Origin of the sequence: Afipia sp. OHSU_II-C1 (genome assembly GCF_000497575.1) — a bacterium.
Taxonomy (GTDB): domain Bacteria; phylum Pseudomonadota; class Alphaproteobacteria; order Rhizobiales; family Xanthobacteraceae; genus Afipia.
This window is the reverse complement of record NZ_APJI01000005.1, coordinates 52,311-70,329: the sequence shown is the minus strand read 5'-3', so window position 1 is coordinate 70,329 and position 18,019 is coordinate 52,311. Positions and strand designations below refer to the sequence as shown.

At 61.5% G+C, this 18,019-nt stretch carries 17 protein-coding genes; 12 read left to right on the top strand and 5 right to left on the bottom strand.

All coding sequences use genetic code 11. The features are described 5' to 3' along the window. Positions 1–107: 107 nt before the first annotated feature. Positions 108–716, top strand: a complete 609-nt coding sequence (plsY, locus tag I554_RS0104400; RefSeq protein WP_024575128.1) for a glycerol-3-phosphate 1-O-acyltransferase PlsY — start codon at positions 108–110, stop codon at positions 714–716. Between the two features lie 23 nt (positions 717–739). On the opposite strand, the gene I554_RS0104395 is transcribed toward plsY, so the two are convergent. Beyond that, entirely contained in the window at positions 740–2,311 is a 1,572-nt protein-coding gene (locus I554_RS0104395; protein WP_024575127.1) for a DUF6798 domain-containing protein, read from the bottom strand. Between the two features lie 212 nt (positions 2,312–2,523). On the opposite strand from I554_RS0104395, the gene dprA reads away from it, so the two are divergent. Then, positions 2,524–3,648 (top strand): DNA-processing protein DprA, encoded by a 1,125-nt coding sequence (gene dprA, locus I554_RS0104390; protein ID WP_024575126.1) that lies wholly within the window; start codon positions 2,524–2,526, stop codon positions 3,646–3,648. A gap of 2 nt (positions 3,649–3,650) precedes the next feature. Here the strand turns inward: dprA and I554_RS0104385 are convergent, their stop codons facing one another. Beyond that, positions 3,651–4,424, bottom strand: coding sequence for an SDR family oxidoreductase (locus I554_RS0104385; protein WP_024575125.1), 774 nt, complete (start codon positions 4,422–4,424; stop codon positions 3,651–3,653). Positions 4,425–4,538: 114 nt separating this feature from the next. Between I554_RS0104385 and I554_RS0104380 the strand changes: the two genes are divergently transcribed. Continuing rightward, on the top strand, positions 4,539–4,988 hold the full coding sequence (locus tag I554_RS0104380; protein WP_024575124.1) for a helix-turn-helix domain-containing protein: 450 nt from the start codon (positions 4,539–4,541) through the stop codon (positions 4,986–4,988). Here I554_RS0104380 and I554_RS0104375 read toward each other — a convergent pair. Next, on the bottom strand, positions 4,985–5,203 hold the full coding sequence (locus I554_RS0104375; RefSeq protein WP_024575123.1) for a hypothetical protein: 219 nt from the start codon (positions 5,201–5,203) through the stop codon (positions 4,985–4,987). The two genes, I554_RS0104380 and I554_RS0104375, sit on opposite strands and share 4 nt — an antisense overlap. Positions 5,204–5,450: 247 nt before the next feature. Between I554_RS0104375 and topA the strand changes: the two genes are divergently transcribed. From topA to rpmG, 8 genes are all read left to right on the top strand, one after another. Next, positions 5,451–8,222 (top strand): type I DNA topoisomerase, encoded by a 2,772-nt coding sequence (gene topA / locus I554_RS0104370; RefSeq protein WP_024575122.1) that lies wholly within the window; start codon positions 5,451–5,453, stop codon positions 8,220–8,222. Then, positions 8,222–10,552, top strand: a complete 2,331-nt coding sequence (gene rnr, locus I554_RS0104365) for a ribonuclease R (protein ID WP_024575121.1) — start codon at positions 8,222–8,224, stop codon at positions 10,550–10,552. The genes topA and rnr overlap by 1 nt, the downstream gene beginning before the upstream one ends. 20 nt (positions 10,553–10,572) lie before the next feature. After that, positions 10,573–11,040, top strand: coding sequence for a DUF983 domain-containing protein (locus I554_RS0104360; protein ID WP_024575120.1), 468 nt, complete (start codon positions 10,573–10,575; stop codon positions 11,038–11,040). Further along, positions 11,037–11,771: an NUDIX domain-containing protein gene (locus I554_RS0104355; RefSeq protein WP_029659811.1), complete on the top strand. Its 735-nt coding sequence runs from the start codon at positions 11,037–11,039 to the stop codon at positions 11,769–11,771. Before I554_RS0104360 ends, I554_RS0104355 begins: the two co-directional genes overlap by 4 nt. 64 nt (positions 11,772–11,835) lie before the next feature. Then, positions 11,836–11,973 (top strand): hypothetical protein, encoded by a 138-nt coding sequence (locus I554_RS26225; RefSeq protein ID WP_192818027.1) that lies wholly within the window; start codon positions 11,836–11,838, stop codon positions 11,971–11,973. Between the two features lie 110 nt (positions 11,974–12,083). Beyond that, entirely contained in the window at positions 12,084–12,920 is an 837-nt protein-coding gene (locus I554_RS0104345) for a hypothetical protein (protein ID WP_024575118.1), read from the top strand. 159 nt (positions 12,921–13,079) lie between these two features. Further along, a complete protein-coding gene (locus I554_RS0104340) occupies positions 13,080–14,429 on the top strand; it encodes an LLM class flavin-dependent oxidoreductase (RefSeq protein ID WP_024575117.1) in 1,350 nt (449 codons plus the stop codon). Positions 14,430–14,602: 173 nt separating this feature from the next. Next, positions 14,603–14,770: a 50S ribosomal protein L33 gene (rpmG, locus tag I554_RS0104335; protein WP_002712167.1), complete on the top strand. Its 168-nt coding sequence runs from the start codon at positions 14,603–14,605 to the stop codon at positions 14,768–14,770. Positions 14,771–14,856: 86 nt separating this feature from the next. On the opposite strand, the gene I554_RS0104330 is transcribed toward rpmG, so the two are convergent. Further along, complete coding sequence (locus tag I554_RS0104330) at positions 14,857–15,735, bottom strand: universal stress protein (protein WP_024575116.1); 879 nt, start codon at positions 15,733–15,735, stop codon at positions 14,857–14,859. A 182-nt stretch (positions 15,736–15,917) separates the two neighbouring features. Between I554_RS0104330 and I554_RS0104325 the strand changes: the two genes are divergently transcribed. After that, complete coding sequence (locus I554_RS0104325) at positions 15,918–16,646, top strand: CBS domain-containing protein (protein ID WP_024575115.1); 729 nt, start codon at positions 15,918–15,920, stop codon at positions 16,644–16,646. Here the strand turns inward: I554_RS0104325 and I554_RS0104320 are convergent. Beyond that, positions 16,643–18,016, bottom strand: a complete 1,374-nt coding sequence (locus tag I554_RS0104320; protein ID WP_024575114.1) for a PleD family two-component system response regulator — start codon at positions 18,014–18,016, stop codon at positions 16,643–16,645. The two genes, I554_RS0104325 and I554_RS0104320, sit on opposite strands and share 4 nt — an antisense overlap. Positions 18,017–18,019: the final 3 nt, after the last annotated feature.

Sequence of the window (18,019 nt, the reverse complement as noted above, 5' to 3'; positions counted from 1 at the left end):
TGGCAATAACCGACTCTGCTTTGCGCCCATAGCGTGTTGATTTATTATCGAAGACGCATGCTCCCCTCGCCGAGTCGCTTCAGCGGGCCATGCGCCAGTGAGGTAACATGACCAGCTTTCTGACGGCCTTCGTGCTCAGTTTCGTGCTGGCCTTTCTGTTCGGCTATCTGTGCGGCTCGATCCCGTTCGGGTTGATCTTGACCAGGATCGCCGGCACGCAGGATCTCCGTTCGATCGGCTCAGGCAATATTGGCGCAACGAATGTGCTGCGCACCGGCAACAAGGGCCTCGCCGCCGCGACATTAATTGGCGACATGCTCAAGGGTACGATTGCGGTTATCGTGGCCGGACATTTCGGCGGGCCTAACGCCGCAATCGCCGCAGGCGTCGGCGCTTTCGTGGGCCATCTTTTCCCGGTGTGGCTTAAATTCAAGGGCGGCAAAGGCGTCGCGACCTATATCGGCGTGCTGCTCGGACTGTTCTGGCCTGCCGCCCTGGCGTTCTGCGCGATCTGGATCGCGGTCGCACTGATCTTCCGCTACTCATCGCTGGCTGCGCTGGTCGCAAGCCTCATCGTGCCGGTGATGCTGTTCTGGTCACAACACACGGCGCTCGCTGCCGTGTTTGCGCTCATGACCGCGGCACTCTGGATCATGCACCGCGCCAATATCCAGCGGCTGATGAACGGCACCGAGGGTAAGATCGGCAGCAAATAACGGAGCCTTTCAACCCCGCCACACTACAGCGACGTCCGATCAAGCCTGAAGATTTTGGCCCGCCCGGCGGAGAACACCATTTCAAGCGGCGGGCATATTTCACCGGCCGGAATGTCTCTGTTTTCCACCAGCACGTGCGTGACGGGATACAACCGCACCAATCTTCCAAGCGCAGCACAATTCAACGGCTCTTTTCCGCCCTGATCACCGAAGACTTCGCGCGCCAGCAGGACGCGCCGACGCCACTCCAGCACCTCGCGATCAAGATACGGGTGGGTTTTCCACGACACGAATTGCGCGCTCAGCGCATCGAGCCGAAATTCTTGATTGAAAGGATCGGTCAGATAGACATCACCCGGCCTATGGTTGTCCTGCAGGAACTCAACGTATTCAGGCACTCCTTGATCGCGGTAGCTTTTAAACTTCGCCACCGCTTCCTTTCCTGCAACAAATAGCGCGAGCAGGATAACCACGGCACCTGCCACTGCCATGCCTCGCCGAAATGGTGACGATCCAAATGACAGCTCTCCAAGCCGCGCCAATATGACAAGCGTCGAGACAGGGACAAGAATGATCGACGCGCGCCAAGGCGCGACAAGCGCGAGACCAGCCGCGCCGGTTGAGATGACAACGAGAGTTCCAGCTACTGCCCAGACAAGAAGTGCAGCAAGGGCGTTTCGGAGCAAACCGCGCGGTGCCAGCCATATGCCGACGATCACCAGACCAAGCTTCGCGTAAGCCTCGCCTCTCAACCAGCGGGCAGGATCGGAATGCTGGGGTATACGCTCGAACGCGAGAATGCCCGCAGCCTCCCGGAAGGTCGCGTAATCGGTGGGCGCAAACCGTAATGCCAGATCAATCTGCGGGACGATGATTAACGCGATGGCCACGAGTTTCGTACTCAGGTTGAGTCGCGACGCACCATCCCACAGCATCATGCTTCCGGCGACGATGAGCGAAAGCATCGCATACCCTCCGTGGATCGCGGCAGGGACAGCGGCTGCAACAAGCGCAAAGTTTCTAAATCCGGCAAGCGCAAGGGCGAATGACGCAAGAAAAAGCACGCCGAATTCCGAGGGCTGAAGATATCCTCCGATGAGATACTGATCAGCGACGCCATATCCAAAAAGAACTGGCGCGCCGGCGTGCGCGAGGAGAACAAGTGCTCCAGTGAGCAACAGCTGGAAGGAAGCGGACTGACCAGCTTGTCCCGCGAGGCGGAGCGCAAGAGAAAAGCATGACCAAAAGAGGCAGGTCAGCAATCCAAGCTCAACGACATAGAACAGGATCGGGTGACCAAAACGAGCGACTAAGAAAACAAGACCTGAAAAGACGGGAAGCCCGTCGACAGTCCCCGCGGTCCAGTCTGCGCCAAGCCGTTCTGGAAAGGCCCTGGCCATGCCATGCAGAAACTTTGTGTTCTGGTTTGATTCATAAAGAAGATACGTCGCTGTCGCCAGACAGAACAGAACACTGCCGATCACGCAGATCCATACCTTGACGAGACCGGCAGAAATCTGGCCGATGCCTGATAGATTGCGAGTTGGGTGATTGGGATCAGGAAAATACTCGGGCGCAGTATTGGATACGCTCATAAGCAATTCTCAGCATTCCAACCGAATAATTCGGATTCACCGAAATAAAAGGCAGCCAGGACAACCGTTCACAAAGCATCGGTAAGGCTTATGCGATCTGGCCGCAATCCTCAAAAGGCTGCCCGTTTGTCGCGGTTGATTCGCTCGAACGCGCACAAGTCGGGATTGTCCGGCCAGCCAAGTTGCGCAACACTCCCGTCCACGGGGGCCGCGTGGACATCAGGACTTCAGCCACGACCAGACTGACCGACGCGCAGCGCATCGACTGGCTGCGGCTGATCCGTTCCGACAATGTCGGACCGCGCACCTTTCGCTCCCTCGTCAATCATTTCGGCAGTGCACGCGCCGCACTCGACCGCCTGCCCGATCTCGCCCAGCGCGGCGGAGCTTCCAAGGTTGGCCGCATCTGCACGCAGGCCGAAGCCGAACGCGAGATCGAAAACAGCAAACGGATCGGCGTCGCCCTGCTTGCTCCGGGGGAATATGGGTACCCGCCGCGCCTCGCCCTGATCGACGACTCTCCGCCGCTGCTCGGAGTGCGCGGCGTCCTGAATGTCCAGACGCAGCCGATGATCGGCATCGTCGGCTCCCGCAACGCATCCGGCGCGGGACTGAAATTCGCGCAGACCATTGCGCGCGATCTCGGCAGCGCGGGCTTTGCGATCGCCTCCGGTCTGGCACGCGGCATCGATCAGGCCGCGCATCGCGTCACGCTCGATACCGGCACCGTCGCGGTGCTGGCCGGCGGACATGACAAGATCTATCCGGCGGAGCATGAAGACCTGCTGGCAGCGATTATCGCCTCAGGCAGCAGCGCGATTTCCGAAATGCCGCTCGGCCACGGCCCGCGCGCGCGGGACTTCCCCCGCCGCAACCGGCTGATCTCCGGCGTCTCGCTTGGAGTCATTATTGTGGAGGCTGCGCATCGCTCGGGCTCGCTGATCACCGCGCGCTTCGCCAATGAACAGGGCCGCGAGGTGTTCGCCGTGCCGGGCTCGCCGCTTGATCCGCGCGCGGCAGGAACAAACGATCTAATCAAACAGGGCGCGACGCTGGTGACGGAGGCTGCCGACGTGATCAACGCGGTTCAGCCGATCATGGGGCGCCCGGCCGAACTGCCGATGAGCGAGCCCGACGACGGCCAGCCAATGGACGATGAACCCGCCGCCAGTGACCGCCCGCGCATTATCAACCTGCTCGGCCCCTCGCCGATCGGGATCGACGACCTCATCCGCTTGACCAATGTGTCCCCCGCCGTGGTGCGAACCGTCCTGCTCGAACTTGAACTGGCAGGACGGCTGGAACGCCACGGCGGCGGGATGGTGTCGTTGCTGTAGCGTTAGCCGCGATAGATCGGCGCGCCGGCGGGAGACGCCGTCGAACCGCCGTCGATGAAGATCTCCTGGCCCTGCACATGCGCGGCGTCGTCCGACGCAAGGAAGAGCACTGTCTTCGAGATATGATCGACCTCGCCCATCCGTCCAAGCGGCGTGGAGAGCGACATGCGTTGCTCGAGTTGCTTGAAAGCCTCCGGCGACGCGAAACGATCGCCCCAGATCGGCGTGCGCGTAGCGCCCGGCGAAACCAGATTGACGCGGATACCGCGCGGCGAGAGTTCGGACGCCATCACGCGCGCCATTGCACGCACGCCGGCCTTGGTCGCGGCATAAGCCGAATAACCTGGATTGCCGAGTACCGAGATCACCGAGCCGTTGAGAATGACGGATGCGTTGTCGTTGAGATGCGGCACGGCAGCCTGCACGGTGAAGAACACGCCGGTGAGATTGGTCTTGATGACAGTCTCAAACGCTTCAAGCGTGGTGCCGCCCAGCGGCGTGTTGCCTGGGATGCCCGCGTTCGCGAAAACTATATCGAGCTTGCCGAACTTCGCCTCGGCCTGCGCAAATGCTTTCTCCAGCGCTCCCACATCGGTGGCGTCGGCTTTCACGCCGAACCCGTTCGGCCCCAGTTCCTTCACCGCAGCATCGAGTTTGGCCTGATCGCGGCCGGTAATCACGACGCGTGCGCCTTCCGTCACGAACAGCTTCGCGGTGGCCAGCCCGATTCCGCTGTTGCCACCCGTGATGAACGCCGTTTTTCCCTTTAGCCTCATGGAACGCTCCTGTTTTGATCAGTTTGGTTTCTGGTTTCATAATAAAACTACTCTTGCTGAGTAGCGGGTTTAGTTCTATGATGCAACCACAATTTCGTGACCGGAGGTCAAGCCGTGAAACGCAAGAGTCTTGAGGGCGATGTGTGCCCCGTCGCGCGGACGCTGGACGCCATCGGCGACTGGTGGTCGCTGTTAATCATCCGCGACGCGCTCGTCGGCGCACGGCGCTTCAGCCAGTTCCAGAAAAATCTCGGGGTGGCGAAGAACATTCTGACCGTGCGGCTACGCTCGCTGGTGACGCAGGGCATTCTTGAGGTGAAGCCTGCGTCTGACGGCAGCGCCTATCAGGACTATGTGCCGACCGCGAAGGCGCGTGCGCTGTTTCCTGTGCTGGTCGCGATGCGTCAGTGGGGTGAGGAATATGCCTTTAAACCGGGCGAAAGTTGCAGCTCACTGGTCGACAAGCAGGACGGATTGCCGCTCAGCAAGTTGCAGATCCTGGCTCATGACGGCCGCCTGCTCGATCAGACGGACACCAAGGTGATTGCGCCCGCAGCTACCTAGAATTTGCTACCGGTCAGTTGCCGCCGGACGATGTCGTCGGCTTCGAGCTGTGCCATGTCGAGCAGATGCGCCAGCATGTCGAGGCGATGACGTCGAGAGAGCTGCGCCAGCTCCGCGACCGCCCCTGAAATGAAACTCGCGGCCTCCGCCGGGCCACCATCTCTGGCGACGGAATCGGCTGGTACGAAGTCGCTGCGGCTATCGCGAGCGGTCATCGCGTACCACCCCTTCCAACGTGAGAATCGATCAATTTAAGGGTATATTTTTACAATACACGCATAAGATGCACAATCATAAGTACCCATAAATCACAACTTTTGCGCGAATTTTGGCCCAACGTCCGGCCTCATCACCTTATCCCCATTTGACAGCGGACCCCCTTTTACCCATGTATCGGCCAAGCCAGCCTGATGGAATCTTGCGATTCCGGCCCGCGTATCCCCAGTAAGTTATTGGAATCAAATGAATCTCGTCATTGTCGAGTCGCCTGCCAAGGCCAAGACGATCAACAAGTATTTGGGCTCCTCCTACGAGGTTTTGGCCTCGTACGGTCACGTCCGAGACCTTCCGGCCAAGAATGGATCGGTCGATCCGGAGGCCGATTTCCAGATGATCTGGGAAACCGACCCCAAGGCAGCCGGCCGTCTCAACGACATCGCCAAGGCGCTCAAGGGTGCCGACAAGCTGATCCTGGCAACCGACCCTGATCGCGAGGGCGAAGCGATCTCCTGGCATGTCCTGGAGATCATGAAGCAGAAGCGCGCACTGAAGGATCAGAAGATCGAGCGCGTCGTCTTCAACGCGATCACCAAACAGGCCGTCACCGACGCCATGAAGAATCCGCGCCAGATCGATGGCGCACTGGTCGATGCCTATCTGGCGCGCCGCGCGCTGGACTACCTCGTCGGCTTTACCCTCTCCCCCGTGCTCTGGCGCAAGCTGCCTGGCGCCCGCTCGGCCGGCCGCGTGCAATCGGTTGCCCTGCGGCTGGTCTGCGACCGCGAACTCGAAATCGAGAAGTTCGTCCCGCGCGAATACTGGTCGCTGCTCGCCACATTGGCGACGCCGCGCGGTGAATCCTTCGAGGCGCGCCTCGTCGGCGCCGACGGCAAGAAAATCCAACGCCTCGACATCGGCAGTGGCGCGGAAGCCGAGGATTTCAAGAAGGCTCTTGCAGCCGCCAACTTCGCCGTCACCACGGTCGAAGCCAAACCGGCGCGGCGCAATCCGCAGGCCCCGTTCACAACATCGACCTTGCAGCAGGAAGCCAGCCGCAAGCTCGGTTTCGCGCCTGCGCACACCATGCGCATTGCGCAACGCCTCTATGAAGGCATCGATATCGGCGGCGAGACCACCGGCCTCATTACTTATATGCGTACCGACGGTGTGCAGATCGATCCGTCCGCCATCACACAGGCGCGCAAGGTGATCGGCGAGGACTACGGTAAGGCCTATGTGCCGGACTCGCCGCGCCAGTACAGTTCGAAAGCCAAGAACGCGCAGGAAGCCCACGAAGCGATCCGGCCGACCGACCTGTCGCGCCGCCCGGCTTCACTGAGGTCCAGGCTCGATAACGATCAGGCCCGGCTCTATGAGCTGATCTGGATGCGTACGGTCGCCAGCCAGATGGAATCAGCCGAAATGGAACGCACCACGGTGGACATCACCGGCAAGGTGGGTGCGCGCGTGCTCGAATTGCGCGCCACTGGTCAGGTCATCAAGTTCGACGGCTTCCTCGCGGTGTATCAGGAAGGCCGCGACGACGATCCCGAGGATGAAGACAGCCGCCGCCTCCCCGCCATGAGCGAGGGCGAAGCACTCAAGCGCGAAAGCCTCAGCGTCACCCAGCACTTCACCGAACCGCCACCGCGCTTTTCGGAAGCCTCGCTGGTCAAGCGCATGGAAGAACTCGGCATCGGCCGCCCATCGACCTATGCCTCGATCATTCAGGTGCTGAAAGACCGTGGCTATGTGAAGCTCGAGAAAAAGCGTCTGCACGGCGAGGACAAGGGCCGCGTCGTGGTGGCGTTCCTTGAGAATTATTTCGCGCGTTACGTCGAGTTCGATTTCACCGCCGACCTCGAAGAAAAACTCGACCTGATCTCGAACAACGAGATTTCCTGGAAACAGGTGCTGACGGATTTCTGGAAGGACTTCATCGGCGCAGTCAACGAAATCAAGGACGTTCGCGTTACCGAAGTGCTCGACGTGCTCGACGCGATGCTCGGCGAGCACATCTACGAGCCGCGCGCCGATGGCGGCGACCCGCGCCAGTGCCCGAGCTGCGGCACCGGCAAGCTCAATCTGAAGGCCGGCAAGTTCGGCGCCTTTGTCGGCTGTTCGAACTATCCCGAGTGCCGCTACACCCGGCCGCTGGCCGCATCGAGCGGATCGAGCGATCGTCCACTCGGCAAGGACCCGGTGTCGGGCCTCGAAGTCGCGGTCAAGGCGGGTCGTTTCGGTCCCTATATCCAGCTCGGCGAGCCCAAGGACTACGGCGAGGACGAGAAGCCGAAGCGCGCGGGCATTCCGAAGAACATGTCGCCCGCCGACGTTGAACTCGAACTCGCGCTGAAGCTCCTGTCGCTGCCGCGCGATATCGGCCCCCATCCGGAGGACGGCGAAGTCATTACCGCCGGCATCGGCCGTTTCGGTCCGTTCGTGCGCCACGGCAAGACTTACGCGAGCCTCGAAGCGGGTGACGATGTCTACCATGTCGGCCTCAACCGCGCGATCACGCTGATCGCCGAGAAGGTCGCGAAAGGTCCGAGCCGCCGGTTCGGCGCTGATCCCGGCAAGGAGGTCGGCGACTACCCCGCGCGCGGCGGCAAGATCATGCTCAAGAAAGGCCGCTACGGAGCTTACGTCACTATCGACGGCATCAACGCGACCATTCCCGACAGCATCGAGCCGGAAAAGCTGACGATCGAGGAAGCCATTGCCCTGATCGAGGAGCGCGCGGCCAAGACCGGCGGCAAGCCGAAGCGCGCCGCCAAGAAGGCGACGAAGAAGGCTGCGCCAGCGGCAAAGGCCGACGACGCTGCCGCATCGGAAAAAACCGCGAAGAAACCGGCGGCAAAGAAGAAAGCTGTGGCGAAAAAGGCCGCACCGAAAAAGGAAGCAGCAGAACCTGTGTCGCTGACGGAGGCAGCCAAAGCGAAGGCATCGAAGGTCGCCGCAGCCAAGGTCACGAAGGTCGCTGAAAAGAAGAGCGCCGGTAAAGCACGCGGATAATGAAAAAGAAAAGCGACGCGACGACAGCCTTTCCCGACCGAGAGAGCATCGTCGCGTTCGTCAAGGCGCATCCCGGTGAAGCCGGCACACGCGAACTGGCGCGGCATTTCGGATTGAAGAACGAATCCCGCGCGGCGCTCCGGCGCATCCTGCGCGAGCTCACCGACGAAGGCTTGATCGCCAGGCGCGGCAAGAAAGTCGCCGAACCGAAATCGCTGCCGCCAACCATCGTTGCGGACATCACCGGCCGTGACAGCGACGGCGAGCTCCTCGCCTCACCCGCCGAATGGCTGGAGGAAACCGACGGCCCTGCCCCGGTCATCCGCATTCATGTCCCGCGCAAGGCCGCTCCCGGCACCGCCGCTGGCGTCGGCGACCGCGCACTGCTGCGTGTCGAAAAGCCCGACAGCAAACACGAGAAGGCTTATCGCGGCCGCGTCATCAAGGTGCTCGACAAGACACAGCACCGCGCCCTCGGAATCTATCGCGTGATGCCAAACGGCGACGGCCGGATGATCCCTGTCGACAAGAAACAGGCGGGACGCGACCTCGCCATCGCCGCGAAGGATTCCGGCGGCGCGCAGGATGGCGATCTGGTCAGCGTGGAACTGATGCGCTCGCGCGGCTACGGACTGCCGTCCGGCCGGGTGAAGGAACGCCTCGGTTCGCTCAAGACCGAAAAGGCCGTGAGCCTGATCGCGATCCACGCGCACGAGATCCCGCAGGAATTCCCTGCCGACGTGATCCGCGAATCCGAAGCCGCCAAGCCCGCGACGCTTGCAGGCCGCGAGGACTGGCGCGACGTCCCGCTCGTGACCATCGATCCGCCGGATGCCAAGGACCACGACGACGCTGTCCATGCCGAACCGGACAGCGATCCGAACAACAAGGGCGGCTACATCGTCAACGTCGCCATCGCCGATGTCGCATTCTATGTGCGGCCACAGTCGCCGCTCGATCGCGAGGCGCTCAAGCGCGGCAACTCGGTCTATTTCCCGGACCGCGTGGTCCCGATGCTTCCCGAGCGCATCTCCAACGATCTGTGCTCGCTGAAGCCAAGCGAGCCGCGCGGTGCGCTCGCCGTGCGCATGGTGATCGACAAGGACGGCCGCAAACGCTCGCATACGTTTCATCGCGTGCTGATGCGTTCGGCGGCGAAACTGAACTATGCGCGGGCCCAGGCTGCCATCGACGGACGTCCTGACGACACCACCGGCCCCCTGCTCGATCCGATCCTGAAGCCGCTTTGGGATGCCTATGCGCTGGTGAAACGCGGCCGTGACGAGCGCGATCCGCTCGATCTCGATCTCCCCGAGCGCAAGATTCTTCTGAAAGCCGACGGCACGGTCGACCGCGTGACAACGCCGGAACGGCTCGACGCGCACCGGCTGATCGAGGAGTTCATGATCCTCGCCAACGTCGCGGCGGCGGAAACGCTTGAGAAGAAAACCCTGCCGCTGATCTATCGCGTGCACGACGAGCCGACGGTGGAGAAGGTCCACAACCTCCGCGAATTTCTCAAGACGCTGGAAATGCCGTTCTCCGCCACGGGCGCGCTGCGTCCTGCCGTGTTCAACCGCATTCTTGCCCAGGTGAAGGGACGCGACGCGGAATCGCTGGTGAACGAAGTCGTCCTGCGCTCGCAGGCGCAGGCAGAGTACTCGGCGGACAATTACGGCCACTTCGGCCTGAATCTCCGGCGTTACGCTCATTTCACGTCGCCAATCCGCCGATACGCCGATCTTATCGTGCATCGCGCGCTGATCCGCGCGCTTGGGCTCGGCGAAGGCGCCCTCCCCGAAACCGAGACGTTTGAAACACTGAACGAAGTCGCTGCGGCAATTTCGCTCACCGAACGCCGCGCGATGAAGGCCGAACGCGAAACAGCCGACCGGCTGATCGCGCATTTCCTCGCCGACCGCATCGGCGCGACATTCGAGGGGCGAATCTCGGGCGTCACCCGCGCGGGATTGTTCGTAAAATTGGCCGACACGGGCGCGGACGGCCTGATTCCCGTGCGCACCCTGGGAAGCGAGTATTACAACTACGATGAAACCCGCCACGCCCTGATCGGATCGCGCAGCGGTGCCATGCATCGATTGGGTGACGTGGTGCAGGTTCGTCTGGTAGAAGCTGCACCTGTGGCCGGGGCGCTGCGGTTCGAACTGTTGTCCGAAGGGCGAACCGCTCCCCGTGGCGGCCGTATGCGCGACAGCCGCGCCAGACCGCCGAATGCAGGCGGCAAGGCACGGCCGGGACGCGATAGCAAGGACAGGAAGAAACCGCGCAAGCCTTCCCGCAAGGCGCGCAAATCGAAAAAGAAAGGCTAGCGCCTTTCAGAGGAGCCATCATGGAAAGCCGCACTATGCCTGCCGCGACATGGACGCCAGCGACCCAGGCCTTGCCGAAACGCGATGTCTGGCAGGCCATGGCGCGCGGGTTGCGCTGCCGCTGCCCGAACTGCGGCGAAGGCAAGATCTTCCGCGCGTTTCTGAAGGTCGCGGACAACTGCTCGGTCTGCGGAGAAAATCTGAGCCATCACCGCGCCGACGATCTGCCGGCCTATCTCGTGATCGTTATCGTCGGCCACATCATCGTGCCGATCGCGCTCTGGATCGAAACCAACTATGCGCCATCGATGCTGCTGCAGTTGGCGTTCTACCTCCCCTTCACGCTGGCCTCGTCGCTGCTGCTACTTCAGCCGGTCAAGGGCGCAGTGGTTGGATTGCAGTGGGCGTTCCGCATGCACGGCTTCGATGAAAGCCGCCCCGCGGACGTCGAAGAAGGTACGATTGCCAAGCTAACCGTGGTGAAATGAGCGAGCCCGAGAAAGAAGAGAAGGAAGACGACAGTCATCCTTACCGCCGCCCGAAAGATGCCGCGACACTGATCCTTGTGGATCGCAGCGGAAGCGTGCCCAAAGTCCTCGTCGGCAAGCGGCATGACAAGGTCATCTTCATGCCGGGGAAGTTCGTGTTTCCCGGCGGTCGGGTCGATGCCACCGACAACAAGATTCCGGTAGCCGCGGAAATCCCCAAGGGGCTTGAGAAGAAACTCGTCGGCGGCAGCCCGAAGATCGCGCCTGCCCGCGCCCGCGCACTGGCGGTTGCGGCCATTCGCGAAGCCTGCGAGGAAACCGGCCTTTGTCTCGGACGGAAAGTCGCGCGCATGAATGGCGCAGCGGCGAAGCTGACCGGCGAATGGAAACCGTTCGCCGACGCCGGCTTGCTGCCCGATCCATCCGGACTGTTCCTGATCGCCCGCGCCATCACCCCGCCCGGCCGCGTCCGGCGATTCGATACGCGATTTTTCACCGCCGATGCATCGGCCATCGCCCACCGGGTTGAGGGCGTCGTCCATGCGGATGCCGAGCTTGTCGAACTGGTGTGGGTCGAACTCGGTTCGCTGTCGCTCGCGGATCTTCACCAGATGACAAAGATGGTGCTGCGCGAGCTGGACAAACGCCTTGCGCTGGGACCGCTATCGCATGCCGCCGAGGTGCCGTTTTTCCACTTCTACGGCGGCGCGATGCAGCGGGACGTCATTTAAGAACAAGCTCACCTTCCCGATCGGAGTGGATATCGCGGGTCAAGACACGCCGATCCCCGTCACCATGGCTAGCTACGGCATGCGCGGAACCCCGACCATGATCCTGATCCGCCGCAACGGCACGGTGTACCATCACGGCTTCGGTCAGCAGGACGACATGGCGGTCGGCGCAATGATCGCCTCGGTGCTAAGCGAAAGCTGACCCAAAAGCTGTCGTTTCAAGGGTTGTGGTTTCTTGCTCCCGCGCGGACTGATATGCTGCCCCGACGGCGGCGAGACGTCCGCCCCGGGGGATGAGCGAACGACAGTTTCATGCGTACCGGCGCCGCCATATCGGTTGCCGCACATGTTGCGGCCCTGACAGCCTGGCTCTTGCTGGCAGGCGTGCATCCGTTCGAGCCGACAACCGCGGAAGCCATCACCATCGATATCGTCACGCCGGAAGAAGCTCCGCCGCTTCCCAAGGAGCCTGACTACGATTTCCCGACGCTTTCGGACAAATCCCAGGATTCCGACATGTCCCGGCAGCAGGCTTCCGCGGAAAAGCAGGCGGCCCAGGAAGAATCACAACAGGCCGCGCTGAAGCCTCCGAAACCTGCCCCTGCTCCGCCGACGAAGCCAAAGCAGGAGACGCGGCAGGCCGCGCTCAAGCAGCAGCCGGAGCCGCCTAAACCCGCCGAGCAGCCGCCGCAGCAGGCACAGCCTCAGGCGACACCTTCGGCGCAGCCCCAGCAGGAAGTCCCCACCGCGGCTCCCGACATCACCAGCAAGTTCGGCATGATGTTCACCCTCCCCGATGCAGGAGCGGCCGGTGACTTCGACGCCAAGGCGACCGCGAAAGCGAATATTTCAAACGAAGACGCTGCCGCGCTGCGCACCCATCTCAAGACCTGTTCGATCCTGCCGAAGTCGGTGTCGCCTTCCGACAATGTCCGGATCGTGTTGCGCGTGGCATTTCAGCGTGACGGCAAGCTCGCGGCGGAACCGCTTCTGATCGAAGCCAGCGCGTCGGCAAAAGGTCCGGCCCTGATGCGCAGTGCGATGGATGCGCTGGAGAAGTGCCAACCCTACGCCATGCTGCCGGCCGATCGCTACGACCAGTGGCGCATGCTCGACCTCAGTTTTGCGCCGAAGGATTTCAGGGGCTGATGATCTGATCGGCCGAGAAGAAACACCCCCGGCGTCAACTTAAAAAACAATAATCTTCCGTGGCGAGATGCATCGCGCCACCCCATACAATCCCTGATCCTTTTGCATCGCCAAGCGCCACTTCAAGTGCCGCCTCAAAATCGTCAGGGGAAGAGTCCGATGAGCCCACGCCAGTTGCGCCTCGGCGCGTTCATGCGCCCGGTCAGCATTCATACCGCCGCATGGCGCTATCCCGGCAGTTTTCCCGACGCCAATTTCAATCTCTCGCATCTGAAGCGTTTCATTCAAAAACTTGAACACGGCAAATTCGACGCCTTCTTCATGGCGGATCACCTCGCGGTGATGAACATGCCGATCAGCGCGCTCAAGCGCAGTCATACGGTCACATCGTTCGAGCCGTTCACCCTGCTGGCCGCACTGGCCGGCGCGACGGAGCGCATCGGCCTGATCGCAACAAGCTCGACAACCTACGATGAGCCCTATCATGTCGCGCGGCGCTTTGCGTCGCTCGACCATATCAGCGGCGGGCGCGCGGGCTGGAATGTCGTCACCACCGGCAATCCGGAAACGGCGCTGAATTTCGGCAAGGACGATCACATGGAGCACGGCGAACGCTACCGGCGTGCGCGTGAATTCTTCGAAGTCGTCACCGGCCTGTGGGATTCATTCGCCGACGATGCTTTCGCCCGTGACGTGGAAAGCGGGCTCTATTTCGATCCCGCGAAAATGCACACACTGGATCACAGGGGCGAATTTCTTTCGGTGAAAGGACCGCTCAACATTGCGCGACCCGTGCAGGGCTGGCCGGTGATCGTGCAGGCTGGCGCGTCCGAACCCGGCAAACAGCTCGCAGCGGAGACCGCCGAAGCAGTGTTTACCGGCGGCGGTACCCTCTCCCAGGCGCAAGCTCTCTATGAAGACATCAAAAGCCGCATGGACAAGCTGGGGCGCGATCGCGATCACCTGAAGATTCTGCCGGGCGCATTCGTGGTGGTCGGCGACACGATCGAGGAAGCGCGAAAGAAACGCGATCTGCTCGACAGCCTCGTCCACTATGACAGCGCGATTGCAGGGCTTTCCGTCATCCTCGGCACCGATGCATCGAAATTCGATCCGGATGGTCCCCTTCCGCCGATACCGGACACCAATGCCAGCAAGAGCGGCCGCGACCGACTGGTCGAATACGCAGCCAAGAACAATGTGACCGTTCGGCAGCTTGCCCAGCGCGTCGGCGGCTACGGCGGCCTCTCGTTCGTCGGCACACCTGCCACCATCGCCGATCAGATGGAGGAATGGCTGGTGACGAACGCGTCCGACGGCTTCAACATCATGTTCCCGTTCCTGCCACAGGGGCTGGACGACTTCGTCGACAAGGTGGTTCCGGAACTGCAGCGGCGGGGCATCTTCCGGAAGGACTACGAGGGCCGCACGCTGCGCGAAAATCTTGGCCTGCCACGGCCCAAAAACCGGTTTTTCGAGCCTGCCGGGGCTGCGGACGCGGCGGAATAGCCCCTCAGACCCATCCAACCGGGACCCTTGGCGGGCAAAATCCGGGATATCCCGGATTTTGGAATAAAGCGCCCTAAAAACTTGACTTTAGGGCGTTCGAAGCTAGGTTGCGGCCCAAACGCGGCCCGGCCTGTCGGGACTGCTACCGATTCCTGACATCCGAGGTTCTGAACATGGCCAAAGCGGTCACCATCAAGGTCAAGCTCGTTTCCAGTGCGGATACCGGCTTCTATTACGTTGCCAAGAAGAACTCGCGCACGATGACCGACAAGCTCGTGAAGAAGAAGTACGATCCGGTCGCGAAGAAGCACGTCGAATTCCGCGAAGCCAAGATCAAGTAAGCATTTCAATTGCTTACATGCGGAAACGGGGCCTTTCGGCCCCGTTTTTCATTTGATGGCGAGCTTCGCGCCTGCCCGGCCAGCGGTCAGTGCGACAGCAGGACCCAGCACGGCGGATTGGCCAGAATCGACCGCGTCGCCCCGCCCAGAATGAATTCGCGCAGTCTGGAGTGGCCGTAAGCCCCCATCACCAGAAGATCGATTCCACGGGACGCAATGTAGGCCTCCATGAAACTGCCGATCGAATGCTGATCGGTTTTTCTGACATCTTCATGGATCGCTTCAATTCCAAAGCCCGCCAGATACTCGACGAATTGCTGCGCCTGGGCGGACGACAACGGTTTGTCGTCTGTCGCCGTGAACGCCCTCACCGTCCGCGCGCGCCGGAGAAACGGCAACGCATCGTCGACGGCTCGTGCCGCCTGACGGCTGCCGTCCCACGCCACGGCAACAGTCTGGATAGCCGTCGCCAGCGGCCTTAGCGGCTCTTCCGGAAAGATCAGAACCGGACGGCCTGATTCGAAGATGAGCTGCTCGGCGAGATCAAACTGGTCTTCGGTGTCCTTCCTGAGGGGCAGAACAGTCACGTGGTGCAGCCGCGCCGACTCCACCAGATTCCGTGTCATGTCATAGGGCACCCGGCGCTCGAGGCGACAGCGGTGCATCACATTGTGATGCGCAGCGACCTCCTCGAAACTATGGACGAGCTGCTGTGCATTCGCTGCGCTCTTTCGTGCCTCCCGTTCGAGAAACTCCCCCATATGGGCGCCTTCGAAGTAAAGGCCCGTCTCGATTTCGATCTCGTACACCACCGCCGAGACGCGTTGCGAGATGGTCGAATGATTCCCGTTGCGGGCTCCCGCCGACAAAAGACTTTCGCTCAGTTGAAACACCGTCTCGATCGCAGCCTTTGTCGTCGGCTTCGGATAGCTGACAAGCGGAAGCAAGAAGTCCCTGATGGCCATGGCAATCTCCTTGGGCTCAACTTAGCCGGAGCCGGAACCTTCTGGCTTGATATGGCTCAAAGCAGCGGGAGAACCTCCGCCATTTGATGTGCATCAAGGTGATTGAAGGAGAAGCGATCACACTAAACAAATGAAAGCCCATTCGGGCCGCATCAGTCAGACCCGCATGCAAAGGTGACCTCATGAAAGCCCATCACATCATGACCCGTAAAGTCATCAAGGTTGCCCCTAGTGACTCGATCGCTGATGCCGCTCGGCTTATGCTCGACAACCATCTGAGCGGCCTTCCTGTCGTTGACCTGAAGGGTGCACTGGTCGGTATTGTCACCGAGCGCGACCTGTTGCGCCGGCGTGAGATCGGCACGCAGCGCAAACGGCCGCGCTGGCTTGATTTCATTCTGGGCCCGGGACGTCAGGCCGCGGACTATGTCCAGACCGCCGGACGCCGGGTTGATGAGATCATGACGCGCGACGTGCAAACCGTGACTGAAGACACTCCGCTCGCCGATGTCGTAGCCATCATGGAAAGGTATCGCATCAAGCGCGTTCCCGTGATGAACGGCAACAACAAGCTCACCGGAATCATCAGCCGCCAGAATTTCGTCCGGGCTGTTGCAGGCCTCGCACGCGATGTCCCCGACCCCACTGCGGACGATTCACACATTCACACCCGCATTCTCAAAGAGATCGGGCGTCATGACTGGGGCCCCTCCGGGCTGGAGGTGTTTGTCCGCAACGGTGTGGTCGATATCTGCGGCGTCATCACGGACGAGCGCACGCGGCAAGCCATCATCGTAGCCGCCGAGAATGTCGCGGGCGTCAAGCAGGTGCACGATCACCTGTGCTGGGTTGACCCCTTATCCGGCGCATACTTCGAGCCGAAAGAAGAAGAAAGAACGAAAGCGAGTTAAGCCGCCGCGGCGACCACGCGGTTACGGCCATCGTGCTTGGCGCGGTACAGCGCCTGATCCGCGCGCTTGAGAACGGCACCGATCGGCTCGCCCTTGGTTTCCAGGGTCGAGATGCCGATGGAAATGGTCACCTCAATGCGCTTGACGCCCTTCTCGATCGTGAAAGGCTCGCCGGCAATCGAGCGGCGAAGGCGCTCGGCAACCATCCCCGCCACGTGCAGGTCGGTTTCAGGCATGACGATGACGAATTCCTCGCCGCCGTAGCGGCAGGCCAGATCGATCCCACGGATCGACTTGCGGATGCGCACGGCGAATTCGCGCAGCACATCGTCGCCGGCATCGTGGCCATAGGTGTCGTTGATCGACTTGAAGTAGTCGATATCGAGCATCATCAGTGCCAACGGCTTGGCCCGCATCGAGGCCTGCTCTGCCAATGTGGCGAGATGGCTTTCCATATAGCGGCGGTTATGCAGCCCGGTCAGCGGATCGGTGATCGCCATTTCGATCGAGTTCTGCACATTGTCGCGCAGGTGATCGGTATAGCGGCGCTTGCGAATCTGGGTGCGCGCGCGCGCCAGCAGTTCGTTCTTGTCCACCGGCCGCAGCAGGTAGTCGTTGACGCCGATCTCCAGCCCGCGCAGCAGCCGCGCGTTGTTGTCGGCATCGGCAATGGCAAGGATCGGCACACTGCGCGTCCGCTCCAGCGAGCGCGCCTGGCTGCAAAGCCGCAAGCCGTCGAAATTCTCAAGGCCAAGTGAGACAATCAGCAAGTCGTAATTGCCATCGGCGGCGTGGAATACGGCTTCAGCCGGATTCGGCTCGACATCCACGCTGTGCTCGGTGGCCAGCACCGGAGCGAGCCGTTCGTAGGACGACGGCCGGTCATCCACCAGCAGGATACGCCCGCCCCTGCCTGTATCGGCAACAGCGTCGCGCTCCGGCGCGTTGACGCCGATCTCGAGCGACGTGATCGCGCGCATGCGCAATTCGTCGGTCATCATCTTCAAGCGTGTCAGCGACCGCACCCGCGCGATCATCACGACATCCGACACGGGCTTGGTCAGAAAATCGTCGGCGCCGGCATCGAGCCCGCGCACGCGGTCGGACGGACTGTCGAGCGCCGTCACCATGATGACCGGGATGAAATGGGTTTTCGGATTCGACTTGAGTCGGCGGCAGACCTCAAAGCCGTCAATGTCGGGCATCATGACATCGAGCAGCACGATGTCGCATTCCGCACGCTCGCAGATCTCCAGCGCCTGCGTTCCGCAATTCGCCGTCACCACGTCGAAATATTCCGCGGACAGCCGCGCCTCGAGCAGCTTTACGTTGGCGAGAACGTCGTCAACGACCAGAACGCGCGCGGACATCGA

Coding starts and splice junctions, on each gene's coding strand:
- plsY (WP_024575128.1), top strand. CDS start 108: ATGACCAGCTTTCTGACGGCCTTCGTGCTCAGTTTCGTGCTGGCCTTT.
- I554_RS0104395 (WP_024575127.1), bottom strand. CDS start 2,311: ATGAGCGTATCCAATACTGCGCCCGAGTATTTTCCTGATCCCAATCAC.
- I554_RS0104385 (WP_024575125.1), bottom strand. CDS start 4,424: ATGAGGCTAAAGGGAAAAACGGCGTTCATCACGGGTGGCAACAGCGGA.
- I554_RS0104375 (WP_024575123.1), bottom strand. CDS start 5,203: ATGACCGCTCGCGATAGCCGCAGCGACTTCGTACCAGCCGATTCCGTC.
- topA (WP_024575122.1), top strand. CDS start 5,451: ATGAATCTCGTCATTGTCGAGTCGCCTGCCAAGGCCAAGACGATCAAC.
- rnr (WP_024575121.1), top strand. CDS start 8,222: ATGAAAAAGAAAAGCGACGCGACGACAGCCTTTCCCGACCGAGAGAGC.
- I554_RS0104360 (WP_024575120.1), top strand. CDS start 10,573: ATGGAAAGCCGCACTATGCCTGCCGCGACATGGACGCCAGCGACCCAG.
- I554_RS0104355 (WP_029659811.1), top strand. CDS start 11,037: ATGAGCGAGCCCGAGAAAGAAGAGAAGGAAGACGACAGTCATCCTTAC.
- I554_RS26225 (WP_192818027.1), top strand. CDS start 11,836: ATGGCTAGCTACGGCATGCGCGGAACCCCGACCATGATCCTGATCCGC.
- I554_RS0104345 (WP_024575118.1), top strand. CDS start 12,084: ATGCGTACCGGCGCCGCCATATCGGTTGCCGCACATGTTGCGGCCCTG.
- I554_RS0104340 (WP_024575117.1), top strand. CDS start 13,080: ATGAGCCCACGCCAGTTGCGCCTCGGCGCGTTCATGCGCCCGGTCAGC.
- rpmG (WP_002712167.1), top strand. CDS start 14,603: ATGGCCAAAGCGGTCACCATCAAGGTCAAGCTCGTTTCCAGTGCGGAT.
- I554_RS0104330 (WP_024575116.1), bottom strand. CDS start 15,735: ATGGCCATCAGGGACTTCTTGCTTCCGCTTGTCAGCTATCCGAAGCCG.
- I554_RS0104325 (WP_024575115.1), top strand. CDS start 15,918: ATGAAAGCCCATCACATCATGACCCGTAAAGTCATCAAGGTTGCCCCT.
- I554_RS0104320 (WP_024575114.1), bottom strand. CDS start 18,016: ATGTCCGCGCGCGTTCTGGTCGTTGACGACGTTCTCGCCAACGTAAAG.